The sequence below is a fragment of the Dechloromonas sp. A34 genome, from assembly GCF_026261605.1.
Lineage (GTDB): Bacteria > Pseudomonadota > Gammaproteobacteria > Burkholderiales > Rhodocyclaceae > Azonexus.
Genome location: NZ_CP102486.1, coordinates 389,770 through 404,581, shown reverse-complemented (window position 1 = coordinate 404,581; position 14,812 = coordinate 389,770). Strand labels below are relative to the sequence as shown.

Genomic DNA, 14,812 nt, shown 5'->3' with positions numbered 1-14,812 from the left:
TGTTGCCAATGCCATCTACTTCTCGCCTGCGTAACGCATTGCATCAGCTAGCGCGCAAACTCTTTGCCCTGCTGCCGCAGGCCAAGCGGCACAATGTCTATCGCTCCTTTGTCGATTGCGACCCGGAGCCCAACAAGCGCCTGGTCCTGAAAATCGCCGAATCCCGCGAGGAACTGGAAGCCTGTTTCAAATTGCTGCACGACGCCTATGTCAGCAGCGGCTTCATGACCCCCGACCCTTCCGGCATGCGGGTCACCATCTACCACGCCCTGCCGACGACGACGACGCTGTGCGCCAAGTACGACGAGCAGGTGGTCGGCACGCTGTCGCTGATCCGCGAGAGCGCCATCGGCTTTCCGCTACAACGCATCTTCGATCTGACCAGCGTCAGAGAAAAGGAAGGCAATATCGCCGAGGTCTCGGCGCTGGCCGTCCATCCGCGCTTTCGGCGCACCGGCGGAACAATCCTCTTTCCGCTGATGAAGTTCATGTACGAGTACTGCACGACCTTTTTCGATACTCGGCACCTGGTCATCGCGGTCAACCCTCGCCACATCGAGATGTATGAATCGCTGCTCTTCTTCCGCCGGCTAACCAGCACGGTGGTCGAGAGCTACGACTTCGTTAATGGCGCCCCGGCGGTCGGCGCCACGCTCGACCTCAAGCACGCCCCCGAGATCCTGCGCCAGGCCTATGCCGGCAAGCCGTTGCGGCGCAATCTGTACCACTACTTCAAGGAAACGACGCTGCCCAACATCCAGATTCCGCACCGTCGCTTCTTTACCACCAACGATCCGGTCCTGACGCCGAAACTGATCGACTACTTTTTCAATCAGCGGACCAATGTCTTCGCCGAACTCAGCGACCGCAAGAAAACCCTGATGCACCTGATCTACGACCTGCCCGAGTACCAGAGCGTCCTGCCGCCACTACCCGACAAACCGGCCGATGCCAAGGTGCGCCGCCACCAGCGCTTTTCCGTCAAATGCCCAGCCCGCCTGATCGGTGCCGCCGACCAGAAGGCCATCCCGGTCGAAGTCAGCGAGGTCTCTCGCTACGGCTTCCGGGCCCGGATCGGGCGCAAGATTCCAACCGAAGTCTGGCTGACCGCCGTCATCCAGCTCGGCACCAACGAGGTCTCGCGCCTCACCGTCCAGGCGGTCCAGGAATCCGCACCCAACGACCACCATTATTGCGGCTTCCGCATCGGCGAACCGGACCTGGTCTGGCGAAAATTCGTCACCGCCCTCTATGAAGGGCATACTCACTCCGATCTCGACCACGCCACCCGTTTCCTCCAGTGACCCACAATACCCTCCCCGAAGCCTTGGCCCGACAACTGGCCGACCATTTCCAGCAGCGTTTTTCGCGCGGCGAATCCAGCCGCCTCCAGCATGGCCGCGACGAATCCGTTCACGCTCCGCAGTTGCCGGATGGCGTCGTCCTCGCCGAAAGCACCGCCGAGGTCGCACTGACCGTCAAACTATGCGCCGAGTACGGCGTGCCGGTCATTCCCTACGGCGTCGGCAGCTCGGTCGAAGGCCACGTCCTGGCCCCGAGCGGCGGCATCTCGCTCGACCTCTCGGGCATGAACCAGGTGCTCGCCATCCATGCCGAAGATGGCGATGCCACCGTCCAGGCCGGCGTCACCCGCAAGCAGCTCAACGATGCGCTGAAGGGGACCGGCCTCTTCTTCCCGATCGACCCCGGGGCCGACGCGACCCTGGGCGGCATGGCGGCGACCCGCGCCTCGGGCACCAATGCCGTGCGCTACGGCACGATGCGCGACAATGTGCTGGCCACGACCACCGTGCTGGCCGATGGCCGGGTCATGAAAACCGGCGGCCGCGCCCGCAAGTCGTCGGCCGGTTACGACCTGACCCGGCTGCTGGTCGGTTCGGAAGGCACGCTCGGCATCATGACCGAACTGACCGTCAAGCTCTACCCGATTCCCGAAGCCATCTCGGCCGCCGTGTGCACCTTCCCCGACATCGACTCGGCGGTGCAGACGGTGATCCAGACCATCCAGCTCGGCGTGCCGGTCGCCCGCATCGAACTGCTCGATGCCCTGTCGCTGAAAGCCATCAACCTGTTCAGCAAGACCACGCTCGCCGAAGCGCCGACCCTGTTTTTCGAATTCCACGGCAGCCCGGCCGGGGTCGCCGAGCAGGCGCAGACGGTGCAGGCCATCGCCGACGAATTGGGCGGTGCCAACTTTGCCTGGGCGACCCACCCCGAGGATCGCAGCCGCCTGTGGCAAGCCCGCCATGACGCCTACTTCGCCTGCCTGCAGTTGAAGCCGGGCTGCCGCTGCTTCCCGACCGATGTCTGCGTGCCGATTTCGCGGCTCGCCGAATGCATCGCCGCAACCAACGAGGACATCGCCCGGGTCGGCATCCCGATCGCGCTGTTCGGCCATGTCGGCGACGGCAATTTCCACCTCGTCGTTCTGGTCGATACCGCCAACCCCGAGGAAATGGGCGAAGCGGCCTGGATCAGCCAGCGCGTCGTCGAGCGCGCCATCGCCATGGAAGGCACGTGCACCGGCGAACACGGCATCGGCCTCGGCAAGCGCAAATATATGCCGCTCGAGCACGGCGAAGTCGCGGTCGACGTGATGCGCGCCATCAAGAAGGCCCTCGACCCGGCCAACCTGCTGAATCCCGGAAAAATCCTGCCACCGCCGCACGAATGATCGGGAGCGGCCGGGCCGGCCCGGCCAGCGAATAAATCCACTTGCCGGAACATTGCCCGGCCGCCACAATCCAATCTCCAACACAGCCGTTGCCACCACCCCCGGCGGCGGACTGATCAACCACGCCCACAAGGCGTCATAACCGGAGACAACGATGAGCAATCTGGCTCAACCGGCGCTACGCGCCGATCCGTCCGCACTGGATGACCGTTACACCCGCACGACCGGCCGCGTCTTCCTGACCGGCACCCAGGCCCTGATCCGCCTGCCCATGATGCAGCGCGAACGCGATCTGGCCGCCGGGCTCAACACCGCCGGCTTCATTTCCGGTTATCGCGGCAGCCCGCTCGGCAATCTCGACCTCGGCCTGTGGAAAGCCAAACAGCACCTCGCCGACCATCACATCACCTTCCAGCCCGGCCTCAACGAGGATCTGGCGGCGACCGCCGTCTGGGGCAGCCAGCAGGTCGGCCTCTTTCCCGGCGCCAAGTACGACGGCGTGTTCGGCATGTGGTATGGCAAGGGACCGGGCGTCGACCGCTGCGGCGACGTCTTCCGCCACGCCAATGCCACCGGCACGGCACAGCACGGCGGCGTGCTGGTGATTGCCGGCGACGACCACGCCGCCAAGTCGTCGACCATGCCGCACCAGACCGAGCACATTTTCAAGGCGGTGCTGATGCCGGTTCTCTACCCGGCCAATGTCCAGGAATACCTCGACTACGGCCTGCACGGCTGGGCGATGAGCCGCTATTCCGGCTGCTGGGTGGCCTTCAAGGCATTGGCCGACACCGTCGAGACCTCGGCCTCGGTGCGCGTCGATGCGGCCGCCTTCAAGATCGTCATCCCGACCGACTTCACCCTGCCGCCTGACGGCCTCAACATCCGCTGGCCTGACCCGCCGCTGCTTCAGGAAGAAAGGCTGCTCAACCACAAGCTCTACGCCGCGCTGGCCTATGCCCGCGCCAACCACCTGAACCGGGTGATCATCGACTCGCCGAACCCGCGGCTGGGCATTCTGACCGCCGGCAAGTCCTACCTCGATGTCCGCCAGGCGCTCGACGAGCTCGGCATCGACGACGCACTGGCCGCCGAGATCGGCATCCGGCTTTTCAAGGTCGGCATGGTCTGGCCGCTCGAGCCGGAAGGCGTCCGCCACTTCGCTGAGGGGCTGGAAGAAATCCTGGTCGTCGAGGAAAAGCGCCAGCTGCTCGAATACCAGCTCAAGGAAGAGCTCTACAACTGGCGGGAAGACGTCCGGCCCCGCGTCGTCGGCAAGTTCGACGAAATTGGTGAATGGTCGGAAGGCAACTGGCTGCTGCCGGCCACCGGCGAACTGCCGGTCGCCACCATCGCCCGCGTCATCGCCGAACGCATCGGCCGCTTCTTCACCTCGCCGACCATCGCCGCCCGCCTGCAGCTGATCGAAGCCAAGCAGAAGGCGGCCCTGACGCCGCTCGTCCTCGCCGAGCGCAAACCGCATTTCTGTTCGGGCTGCCCGCACAACAGCTCGACCAAGGTGCCGGAAGGCTCGCGCGCCGTCGCCGGCATCGGCTGTCACTACATGGTGACCTGGATGGACCGCAGCACGGCCACCTTCACCCACATGGGCGGCGAAGGCGTGCCTTGGGTCGGCCAGGCCCCGTTCACCGAAGAAAAGCACATTTTCGCCAACCTCGGCGACGGCACCTACTTCCACTCCGGCCTGCTCGCCATCCGCCAGGCGATCGCCGCCAAGGTACCGATCACTTACAAGATCCTCTACAACGACGCCGTCGCGATGACCGGCGGCCAGCCGGTGGACGGCAACCTGAGTGTCGCCCGGCTGACCCGCCAGCTCGAAGCAGAGGGCGTCAACCGCACAGTGATCGTCACCAACGACCCGGCCAAGTACGCTGAGGTCACCGATCTCGCCCCCAACGTGCCGGTCCGCCACCGCGACGAGCTCGACATCGTTCAGCGCGAACTGCGCGCGGAGCCCGGCGTCACGGTGCTGATCTACGACCAGGTCTGCGCCACCGAGGCCCGGCGGCGCCGCAAACGCGGCAAGATGCCGGTGGTCAGCCAGCGCGTATATATCAATGAGGCGGTCTGCGAAGGCTGCGGCGACTGCTCGGTGCAGTCCAACTGCCTGTCGGTAGTGCCGGTCGAAACCACCTTCGGCACTAAGCGGCAGATCGACCAGTCATCGTGCAATCAGGACTTCTCCTGCCTCAAGGGTTTCTGCCCGAGCTTCGTCACCATCGAAGGCGGCAAGCCGAAGAAAAGCAGTGCCGCGCAGGGAGGCGACGACTGGACAGCCTTGCCCGAACCGACCCTGCCGGCCACCGCCCTGCCCTACAACCTGCTGATCACCGGAGTCGGCGGCATGGGCGTCATCACCCTGGGCGCCCTGATCGGCATGGCAGCCCACCTCGACGGCAAGGGCATCTCGACCCTCGACATGACCGGCCTGGCCCAGAAGTATGGTGCGGTCTTCTCGCACCTGCGCATCGCCGACCGGCCGGAAGACATCCACGCCGCGCGCATTGCCACCGGTGAGGCGCATGCCATCCTCGGCGGCGACCTGGTGGTCAGCGCCAGCACCGAAGCCCTGGCGAAAATGCTCGAAGGCCACACCCGGGCCGTGGTCAGCTGCACCGAAACGCCAACCGCCGAATTCACCAAGAACCGCGACTGGCGCTTCCCGCTGGCCGGCATGCAGAAAATCCTGGTCGATACGCTGGGCGACCAGCAGGTCGAGTTCATCGACAGCCAGCACCTGGCTACCCGGCTGATGGGCGACGCACTCTACGCCAACATTCTGCTCCTCGGCTACGCCTGGCAAAAAGGCCTGGTCCCGGTCTCGGCGGCGGCACTCGACCAGGCCATCGTCCTCAACGGCACGGCCGTCGACGCCAACCGCCAAGCCTTCCTTTGGGGCCGCCGGGCCGCCGTCGTGCCGGAACGGGTGGCAGCTATCGCCGGCCCGCTGCACGGCACGCCCTTCGTCGAACCGACGCTGGACGAGTTGATCGCCAGCCGGGTCGAGCACCTGACCGCCTACCAGGACGCCAGCCTGGCCGAGCGCTATCAGCGTCGACTGGCCAGCATCCGCGCCCATGGCGACGAAGCGCTGAGCCGCAGCATTGCCACCCAGTACGCCCGTCTGCTCGCCCCCAAGGACGAATACGAGGTCGCCCGGCTCTATACCACGGGCGATTTCCTGCACCAGCTAGGCGAATCCTTCGCGGGCAGCCCACGCCTCACCTTCCATTTCGCCCCGCCGCTACTTGCCCGCCCCGGCCCGGACGGCAGGCCACGCAAGATCACCTTCGGTCCCTGGCTGCTTGGCGTTCTGAAGGTCCTGGCGAAAGCCCGCCGCCTGCGTGGCAGCTGGTTCGATCCCTTCCGCCATGGCCCCGACAAGGCCCTCGACCGCCAGCTGCTGGCTGACTACGAGGCCGACCTCGACCTACTCGGCAGCGCGCACGGCACGTCGGAAGCTGCCTTGAAACTAGCCAACTGGCCGAGCGAAGTCCGTGGCTTCGGGCCGATCCGGACGCAGGCTGCGGCCAAGGCCACAGCGCTCAGAGAAACGGCGAGGGCGGCGCTGATGGCATAATTGGCGGATGTCCTCGCCACCGATCCGACAGTTTGCCCTGCAAGGGGCGGCGGTCATCCTTGTTCTGTCCCTTGCCTGGCCCTATTTCGGCTGGACGGCACAAACCCTGCCCTGGTTCGAAACCAGCCTCGCGATCGGCGGCGTTGCCCTGATCTTTTCCACGGTAACCCGCCAGCCCTGGTGGTGGCGGATTATCCATGCCGGCTTCATGCCGCTGGTCTGGGCGACCTACCGTCTCGCCATCGATCCGGGTTGGTTCCTGCTCGCTTTCTTCCTGCTGCTGCTGGTCTATCGCGGCGCCCTCTCCGGTCAGGTGCCGCTCTACCTCTCCAACAAACAGACCGTCACCCGCCTGGCCGAACTGCTGACCGCACGCGGCCCGTCGCGTTTTCTCGATCTCGGCTCGGGCATCGGCAGCACCACGGTCCCGCTTGCCGACCTGCTCCCAGACAGCCATTTCACCGGCTATGAGAACGCACCGTTGACCTGGCTGCTCGGCCGTCTGTTCAGCCTCGGCCGGACCAACATCCGCTGGCGCTGGGACGATCTCTGGCAGGCCGATCTGGGCGATTACGACGTGGTCTATGCCTTCCTCTCGCCGGTGCCGATGCCCCGGCTCTGGGCAAAGGCCCAAGCCGAAATGCAGCCCGGCAGCCTGCTGATCAGCAACAGTTTTCCGGTTCCCGGCGCAACCCCAAGCCAGATTATCGAAGTCGATTGCACGCCACCCCGGCCGCTCTACTGCTACCAACTCTGAACCCCAATGTTGCGCCGCAAGCCGGAAACCCTCGCCCTGTTTGTCGCGCTGATCAGTACGCTGAGCGTGCTTGCGGTCTTTCTGACCGACCTGGTGCTAGCCCGCCAGCGCGACATCGAGGCTGGCGAAAAGCGGCTCCAGCACTTCGGCATCATGATGGCCGAGCATACGGCGCGTTCCTTCGAGGCGATCGATGTGCTGCTCCGCGAGATGTCGTCCGACCTCTCGCACAACCGGCGCGACTGGGAAAACTGGGAGCCGAGCAAGGGCTGGGAATATGTCGCCCAGCGCCATTCGCGCGCCATGCCGCAACTGCGCGACCTGATCATTTTCGATCACCACGGCAACCAACGCTTCATTTCCACCTATTTCCCGGCACCACACATCAACGTCAAGGATCGCCCCTATTTCGTCGCCCTTGAAGGGGGTGCCGAGTCGGCATCGTACGGCCCCTACATCGGCCGCAATTCCGGCCGCTACACCTATGCCATCGGCCACCGCATCGTCAGCGAGGAGGGGCGCTTCACCGGCGTCACCTTCGGCGCCATCGAGCCGGCCTATCTTCAGGATTTCTGCTGGTCGAACCGCCTCTCCGACGACTTCGAGGCCGTTCTGATCAACGCCAAGGGCCAGGTCGTCGGTTCCTGTCGCCCGGTCGACCTCAGTCGCCAATCACCCCTAATCGGTGCCCAGGCGACTGAAGTCCTGTTTTCCGGCAGGCTGCGCGATCTGCTGCCGCAAACCGGTCTCAGCAGCGGCAACGGACTGCTGGTATCGGTCTCGCCAGTGCCCGGCTTTTCCGACCTGCGGATACTCACCGCCATCCCCGAAGATACCCTGCTCGCCAGCTGGCGCAGCCGACTGCTCGAACTGGGCACGCTCGGCCTGCTGGTCACCCTGGTCCTGCTCGTCGGCGCCCTCCTCGTCCGCCGCCAGGTGCGCGAAATGGGCGCGATGACCGACGAACTGGCAGCCAGCCACGACAATCTGGAAGAGCGCGTCCGGGCGGCCACCGAACAGCTGGCCGGACAGAAGGATGCGGCGGAACGTGCCAACAAGGCAAAGAGCCGCTTTCTCGCTGCCGCCAGCCACGACTTGCGGCAGCCACTGCATGCCCTGTCGCTGTTCGCAGCCGACCTCCGGCGCCAGGTACGGACCGGCAACCAACAGGATCTGCCCCGCCTGGCCGACCAGATCGCCACCTCGACCACCGTGCTCGGCGAACTGCTCGATTCGCTGCTCGACATTTCCCGGCTCGACGTCGCCGGTATCAAGCCGGAAATTCGCGACTTTCCGCTCAACCCGATGTTTGAACGGCTGCACAATTTCTTCCGGCGGGCCGCGGTCGATCGCAAACTTACGCTGCGTTTCCGGCCGACCAAGCACTGGTTGTCATCCGACCCCGTGATGATCGAACGGATGATCGCCAACCTGGTCTCCAATGCCCTGCGCTACACCCCGACCGGCGGCCGCGTTCTGGTGGCGGCCCGCCACCGTGGCGAGATGATACAGATCGAAGTCCGCGACAGTGGGGTCGGCATCGCCCCGGAACATCAGGCGGCGATCTTTGCCGAGTTCTACCAGATCGGGAATCCGGCCCGTGAACAAAGTCGTGGTCTGGGCCTGGGGCTCTCGATCATCGATCGCCTGGCCCGCGCCTTGGACATCAGGGTCAGCCTGAACTCACGGCTCGGCGAAGGCACGACCTTCGCGCTTCAGATCCCGCTCGGCCAGCCGATCAGCCACAAGCCACCGGAAAGCCGCCCGCCGACAGCCGGCAAGGTCCATTTTATCGGCAACTCGGATGCCTTGATTAGCTGCATGAAACTCGTCGAAGGCTGGAGCTTCGCGGTCAGCGACGAGGCCGGGACGGCGCCCCTGCATCTACCGCACGCCGCCGTTCTAGTCACCGACGCCGAGCTGGCGGCTACCGTTGCCGCCGAACGGGAAACCGGCGCGCCACTGATCGTTCTGGTCACCGAGGGCAACCCGCCACTACCGCATGGCAGCCACGCGCTGCCGCTGCCGGTTCGTCCGGCCAAGCTGCGGGCGCTACTGAATCAGCTTCAGAAGACGTCCGCGAAATCGATGCCGTAACGGGCCACGGCAACCAGGGCCTGAGTCCGGCTATTGACACCAAGCGCCTTGAAAACCGCCGTCGCGTGAATCTTCACGGTGCCTTCGGAAAGCTCAAGCTGATCGGCGATATCCCGATTCGACAAGCCACGCACCATGAGGGCCAGAACCTGGGCCTGGCGGTCGGTGATCCCTATTTCGTCGGGCCGGACGCTGATTTTCGAGGGCGGCACCGGTGTCGCGTCGTCGAGGCGCGCGCCCTGCTGGCCACTCGGTCGGAAAATGTTGCCGGCCAGCACTTCGCGTACCGCTGCCAGCAAGGCCTCGCCGGAGAATGCCTTGGGAATGAATCCGGAGGCGCCTAGATTGAGCACCCGGGTGATGGTCGGCGTATCGTCGAAGGCCGAGACCACGGCCACCGGCATCGCCGGATAGCGCCGCCGCAGGATGTCCAGCCCGGCGAAACCGTCGATCCCGGGCAGGGCCAGATCGAGTAGCACCAGATCGAACTCGCCTTCATTGTCGAGCACGGTCAGCGCCGATTCGAAATCCTCGCTCTCCAGAACCGTTGCCCCCTCCTCAATCTGTCCGAGCAGGCGCGCCAGTCCTTCGCGCACCAAGGCATGATCTTCCACCACCAGCAACTTCAACATGACGATCCCCTTTTCGACCGGGCGCTAATTTATCACTTTGTCAGTCGGTATGTTCATGGAATCTGACCGGCGGCATAGCCTTCCGGCCTGAAGGCGTCGTTCGCCACTTCAGAGGCCAATTACCGGGAAAAGCCCCGGAAAAGTGGTTTATGATGAATGTACCCAACAAGAAGGAGAGAGACATGACCAACGATCAAGTACACGATCCGCTCAATTTCATGCGCAATCTGTGGGGGAACATGGGCTTCACCCTCCCCGGCATGGTTGCCCCGACCTTCGACCTCGACGAGCTCGACAAGCGCATCAAGGACATGAAGGCCGTCGAAGGCTGGTTGCGGATGAATCTCTCGATGCTCCAGATGACCATCCAGGGTCTGGAAATGCAGCGTACCACCGTTTCGACCGTGCAGGCCATGGGCAAGATGGCGACCACCGCGGCCAAATCGATGTCCCCGGAAGCGGCCGCCGAGGCTGCGGCTGAAGAACAGGCAACGACCGCCTTTTCCGAAGCCGCGATGTGGCCCTGGCAGATGATGCAGCAGATGCGCGAGCAGATGCAGCAATCGGCCGAAGCCGCCGTACACGCAGCTACTGCCGACGAAGCACCGGCCGACAAGCCGAGCCGACGCACCAAGAAATAGTCAGCGCGCCAGCCACGCTGCCCAGAACGGCAGCGTCAGCATGGAACCCAGGGTCGTCACCGAAATCAGCCAAGCGACGCTGCGCCCGTCGCCGCCCATGCGCATGGCCAGGATGTAGGCCGACGATGCCGTCGGCAGCGCGGCGAACAGAACCACTATCTGGTAATTCAAGCCGCTGAGGCCGAGCCCGGCCCCGATGCCGAGGGCGATCGCCGGCAGGGCCAGCAGTTTGACCGCGACCAGCCAGGCCGAAAAACCCCGGACGCCGGGCGTACTCTCCAGGCGCAGGGCGGCACCGACGGCAATCAGGCCGAGCGCGATCGAGGCATCGGCCAGGCGGCCGAGAAAGGCCTGCAACGGCGCCGGCGGCACGAAACCGAGCAGATTTAGCAGGAAGCCGGCGGCCGTTCCCCAGATCAGCGGATTGCGCGCGACCTCTCGCCACAGGCCGACTTCGCCGTGGTGGGCGAGCATCCAGACCGAGACCAGGTTGGCGAACGGCACCGCGGCGCCGACGATCAAGCCCATCGTGGCGATGCCCGGCGATCCGTACAGCATCCCAGCCACTGCCAGCGCGATGTAGGAATTGAAACGGTAGGCGCACTGGAACATTGAGGCGTAGGTCAACGCCGGCAGCCGGCTTAACAGCTTGGGAACGATGCCGAGCACCATGCCGCAGGCCATCACGGCAAAAGCGGTGGCGAGCAGCGGAAGCGCCGCCGCCAGATCGAGCCGGGTCGTGACGATGGCATTGATCAGCAGCGCCGGGAAGAGAATGAAATAGACCAGCTTCTCGACCCCGTTCCAGAAATGATCGCCGAGATGCATCCAGCGCCGGATAGCGGCACCGAGCAGGATCAACGCAAAATCTGGGAGCAGCAGCAATGCAGTATTCATGGCCGCATTGTAGGATCGGCTGCCACCCCTGCCAAACTGTGGAAAACCGCAGCCCGGCTTGACCGCCACCGGCAAACTCGAAATACTCGCCGCAACAAGGAGAAACGTATGAATATCGAATGGTGGGCCTGGATCGTGGGCGGCATTGTGCTGGTTCTCGCCGAACTGCTCATTCCCTCGTTTTTCATCGTCTGGTTCGGACTCGGTGCCTTGCTGGTCGGCTTGCTGGCCCTGGCCTTCGAACTCTCGCTGACCGCCCAGCTGGCGACCTGGACATTGACTTCGCTGGCCATGGTGCTGCTCTGGTTCCGCGTCTTCAAACGGAGTTTCATCAAGACCCGGGCCGGCACGGCCTCTGGCGACGTAATCGGGGAAATCGGCCTGCTGGTCCGTGCCGTCGCCCCTTTCGAGCAGGGCAAGGTACGTTTTCAGCGCCCGGTGCTCGGCTCGGATGAATGGGTCTGCCTGGCCGACTCAGCGATTACCGCCGGCGAGCGAGTCAAGGTCGTGGCGATCGAAGGCAGTTTCCTGAAGGTTGGCAAAGTTTAGCGAGGTAGCAAAAATGGATATCAATGCAGGACTCATCGTCACCCTGGCCATCCTGGTCTTTGTCGTCGTCACCATCGCCAAGGGCGTACGCATCGTGCCCCAAGGCGAAGAGTGGATCGTCGAACGGCTCGGCAAATATCACGGAACGCTGAAACCCGGCCTCAACATCGTCATTCCCTACCTCGACAAGGTCGCCTATCAACTGGTGACCAAGGACATCATCCTCGACGTCCAGGAGCAGGAAGTGATCACCCGCGACAATGCAGTGATCCTGACCAATGCCATCGCCTTCATCAAGGTCACCGACCCGGTCAAGGCGGTCTACGGCATCACCGATTTTTCCGAAGCCATCCGCAACCTGATCATGACCACGCTGCGCTCCATCGTTGGCGAGATGGAACTCGACGAGGCGCTGTCCTCGCGCGACAAGATTAAGGCCCGACTGCGCGAAAGCATTGCCGATGAGGCGGTCGACTGGGGGTTGACGGTGAAATCAGTCGAGATCCAGGACATCAAGCCCTCCGAGTCGATGCAGCGGGCGATGGAAATGCAGGCCGCCGCCGAGCGCGAGCGCAAGGCGGTCGTAATCCGGGCCGAAGGTGCCAAGCAGGCAGCCATCCTTGAAGCCGAGGCGCGCCTGGAGTCGGCCAAGCGCGATGCCAACGCCCAAGTCATGCTGGCCGAAGCCTCAGCCGAGGCCATCCGCCGCATCACCGCGGCAATCGGTGAGCAGACCGGCCCGATGTCCTACATGCTCGGCGAGAAATACATCGCCGCATTGGAACGCATGGGCGAAAAGGACAACGCCAAGGTCGTCGTGCTGCCAGCCGACCTGCAGGAAGCCGTGCGCGGGCTGTTCGGGCGGCGGGCCTGATCCCCAGGCGGGGCGCGATGCCCTCTCGAATCGTTGAACAAAATTCCGCCCGCAGGGAACCATAGCCAGCAAATCAGCGTCAAAACCTTCGGGATAAGGGAATTTGCCCGTTCCGGACCGTTTAACTGCTATGCAACAGGGCTGGACGGGTGAAGGAGTGAATGATGAGCGATGTTCGTCTTGATTACCTGACGGCAACTGCCGTGAACAAGGGGCTGGCAACGGCGCTGCTGGTTGACCTGCGATCCGGGGTCAAGCTGATGAGTGACGCTGGCGTCCCCCCCGCCGTCGTGGCGCGGGTTGTCCTGCATCCACAGCGCCGCCGCGCCAGCGACTGGAAACACCAATAGGCTGAGGGGAAGAACCGCGCCACGCCCCGGTTTTACCCCGTGGCGATTCAAAAGCCATGCTCAGCCGAGCGCACCGCTCCGTTGCAGTTCGGCGATTTGCTGCTCCGAATAGCCGGCCGCCTGCAGAATGGTCATGTTGTGCTCACCCGCTTTCGGCGCCGCCTGGCGGACAGAAAAGCAGTAATCTGACATCTTCAGCGGTGGTGCGAACTGGGTCAGGCCGTCATTCGCGAGAACCATGCCGCGGGCAACGATCTGCTCGTTGATGAGCGCTTCTTCCGGCGTCAGGATCGGCGTCACACAGCAATCGACTGCCCCGAACAGCGCCGCCCAGGCGTCTCGTGAACGCTGGGCGAAGACGGCCGCCATCTCTGCTCGCAGGCCGGCATCCCACTGGCGCTTGACCCACTCCGGACGCTCGAGCACCGTGCAGCAGACTATCCAGAACTTACCCTCGAGTGCGCCGACCGCCATGTACTTGCCATCGGCGCAACGATAGGTCGCATAACAGGGCAAGCCACCGGAGAGCAGGTCGCCGCCGCGCGGTGCCGAATGGCCGGCATCGTTGAGGCGGAGCATGGTGAAATAAGTATGGGCGAGCACGCTGTCGGTCATCGACACGTCGACATAGCGGCCTTGACCAGTCCGTTGCGCTTCGACCACGGCAGCCAGGATGCCCATGGCGGCGGTCAATGCGCCGCCCAGCAAGTCGGCGATCTGGAAATTGGGGACCGCCGGCTGGCCGCCCTCAGAACCGATCTGGTCGAGCACGCCGGCGTAGCCGAGGTAATTGATATCGTGTCCGGCGAGATCCTTGTACGGCCCGTCCTGACCGTAACCGCTGATCGAGCAGTAGGTGATCTTGGGGTTGATGGCCGCGACCGTCGCATAGCCGACGCCGAGCTTGTCCATGACGCCGGGCCGGAAGCTCTCGACGACGACATCGGCGTCACGCGCCAGGCGCAAAAAGATTTCGACACCTTCCGTCTTCTTGAGGTCGAGGCGCAGGCCCTGCTTGTTACGGTTGATCATCCGGAAATAGGCACTGTCCTCGCCCTGCCCGGCACCCAGGGTACGGGCGTAATCGCCGACCTGGGGGTCTTCGATCTTGATCACCTCGGCGCCGAGATCGGCCAGATGCAGCGTGGCGACCGGCCCGGGCAGCAGGCGGGTAAGGTCGAGAACGCGAACCCCGGTCAACGGCGGTGGCCGGGTCATTGGTCGCAGGTTCCCAGCAGATCGGCTTCGAGTTCGATTTCCATGCCCTTTTCCAGTTTGCGGTCGATGAACATGCCGCGGTAAAGGCGGCCGGCACTGGCCGCCCGCACACCATGCGGGGTTTCCCAGTCGGCGACCTGGAGGCGAACGACGCCGAGCTGCTCGTCCCGTTCCGGCGCCGTCTCGGCAACGCAGGGATAGGCCAGCGCGTGGCGGTTGAATTCCTCGCGGCTGTACTGTTCGATGTTCTTGCCCGGTACCGTGGGGCAGCGGCCGAGATGACGGGTGCGCACCTCGGCGGCAAGCACGGTGCCCTTCAGGTAATAGACCGGTTCGGTCATCACCCAGCCGCTGCCGCCCTCGCGATAGGCCACGCAGCGCCCGGCCTGGAGCAGTTCCGGTTGCTTGAAAAGCAGTTGAGCCGAGGGGCGCAGCACCGGGTCGGCGGCGAAAGACGGTGGGGCAAGAAACGCCAGGACGACGAGAAGTGTGCGCATG

The 14,812-nt window shown here is 64.3% G+C and carries 13 protein-coding genes; 9 read left to right on the top strand and 4 right to left on the bottom strand.

The window, feature by feature from the left end; all coding sequences use genetic code 11:
* The first annotated feature begins 8 nt into the window (after positions 1 to 8).
* The 5 genes from NQE15_RS01955 to NQE15_RS01935 all read left to right on the top strand — a co-directional run bounded on the left by NQE15_RS01955 (position 9) and on the right by NQE15_RS01935 (position 9,153).
* A complete protein-coding gene (locus NQE15_RS01955; RefSeq protein ID WP_265946039.1) occupies positions 9 to 1,304 on the top strand; it encodes a GNAT family N-acetyltransferase in 1,296 nt (431 codons plus the stop codon).
* Positions 1,301 to 2,695 carry an FAD-binding oxidoreductase gene (locus NQE15_RS01950; RefSeq protein WP_265946038.1) on the top strand — a complete coding sequence of 465 codons (1,395 nt, stop codon included), beginning with the start codon at positions 1,301 to 1,303 and terminating at the stop codon, positions 2,693 to 2,695. Before NQE15_RS01955 ends, NQE15_RS01950 begins: the two co-directional genes overlap by 4 nt.
* A gap of 154 nt (positions 2,696 to 2,849) precedes the next feature.
* Entirely contained in the window at positions 2,850 to 6,299 is a 3,450-nt protein-coding gene (locus tag NQE15_RS01945) for an indolepyruvate ferredoxin oxidoreductase family protein (RefSeq protein WP_265946037.1), read from the top strand.
* Positions 6,300 to 6,306: 7 nt separating this feature from the next.
* Positions 6,307 to 7,056 carry a class I SAM-dependent methyltransferase gene (locus NQE15_RS01940; protein WP_265946036.1) on the top strand — a complete coding sequence of 250 codons (750 nt, stop codon included), beginning with the start codon at positions 6,307 to 6,309 and terminating at the stop codon, positions 7,054 to 7,056.
* A 6-nt stretch (positions 7,057 to 7,062) separates the two neighbouring features.
* Complete coding sequence (locus NQE15_RS01935; protein ID WP_265946035.1) at positions 7,063 to 9,153, top strand: ATP-binding protein; 2,091 nt, start codon at positions 7,063 to 7,065, stop codon at positions 9,151 to 9,153.
* On the opposite strand, the gene NQE15_RS01930 is transcribed toward NQE15_RS01935, so the two are convergent.
* Positions 9,123 to 9,785, bottom strand: a complete 663-nt coding sequence (locus NQE15_RS01930) for a response regulator transcription factor (RefSeq protein WP_265946034.1) — start codon at positions 9,783 to 9,785, stop codon at positions 9,123 to 9,125. The two genes, NQE15_RS01935 and NQE15_RS01930, sit on opposite strands and share 31 nt — an antisense overlap.
* 182 nt (positions 9,786 to 9,967) lie before the next feature.
* Here NQE15_RS01930 and NQE15_RS01925 point away from each other — a divergent pair, with 182 nt between their 5' ends.
* Positions 9,968 to 10,426 (top strand): PhaM family polyhydroxyalkanoate granule multifunctional regulatory protein, encoded by a 459-nt coding sequence (locus NQE15_RS01925; protein ID WP_265946033.1) that lies wholly within the window; start codon positions 9,968 to 9,970, stop codon positions 10,424 to 10,426.
* Here the strand turns inward: NQE15_RS01925 and NQE15_RS01920 are convergent, their stop codons facing one another.
* On the bottom strand, positions 10,427 to 11,323 hold the full coding sequence (locus NQE15_RS01920; protein ID WP_265946032.1) for an AEC family transporter: 897 nt from the start codon (positions 11,321 to 11,323) through the stop codon (positions 10,427 to 10,429).
* A 108-nt stretch (positions 11,324 to 11,431) separates the two neighbouring features.
* Here NQE15_RS01920 and NQE15_RS01915 point away from each other — a divergent pair, with 108 nt between their 5' ends.
* The 3 genes from NQE15_RS01915 (at position 11,432) to NQE15_RS01905 (ending at position 13,096) form a co-directional block, all read left to right on the top strand.
* Positions 11,432 to 11,872 (top strand): NfeD family protein, encoded by a 441-nt coding sequence (locus NQE15_RS01915; protein WP_265946031.1) that lies wholly within the window; start codon positions 11,432 to 11,434, stop codon positions 11,870 to 11,872.
* A gap of 13 nt (positions 11,873 to 11,885) precedes the next feature.
* Positions 11,886 to 12,746, top strand: coding sequence for an SPFH domain-containing protein (locus tag NQE15_RS01910; protein WP_265946030.1), 861 nt, complete (start codon positions 11,886 to 11,888; stop codon positions 12,744 to 12,746).
* A 164-nt stretch (positions 12,747 to 12,910) separates the two neighbouring features.
* On the top strand, positions 12,911 to 13,096 hold the full coding sequence (locus tag NQE15_RS01905; protein WP_265946029.1) for a hypothetical protein: 186 nt from the start codon (positions 12,911 to 12,913) through the stop codon (positions 13,094 to 13,096).
* A gap of 60 nt (positions 13,097 to 13,156) precedes the next feature.
* Here the strand turns inward: NQE15_RS01905 and NQE15_RS01900 are convergent, their stop codons facing one another.
* Both NQE15_RS01900 and NQE15_RS01895 read right to left on the bottom strand, forming a co-directional pair.
* Positions 13,157 to 14,314 (bottom strand): CaiB/BaiF CoA transferase family protein, encoded by a 1,158-nt coding sequence (locus tag NQE15_RS01900; protein ID WP_265946028.1) that lies wholly within the window; start codon positions 14,312 to 14,314, stop codon positions 13,157 to 13,159.
* Positions 14,311 to 14,811 (bottom strand): hypothetical protein, encoded by a 501-nt coding sequence (locus NQE15_RS01895; protein ID WP_265946025.1) that lies wholly within the window; start codon positions 14,809 to 14,811, stop codon positions 14,311 to 14,313. Before NQE15_RS01895 ends, NQE15_RS01900 begins: the two co-directional genes overlap by 4 nt.
* Position 14,812: the final 1 nt, after the last annotated feature.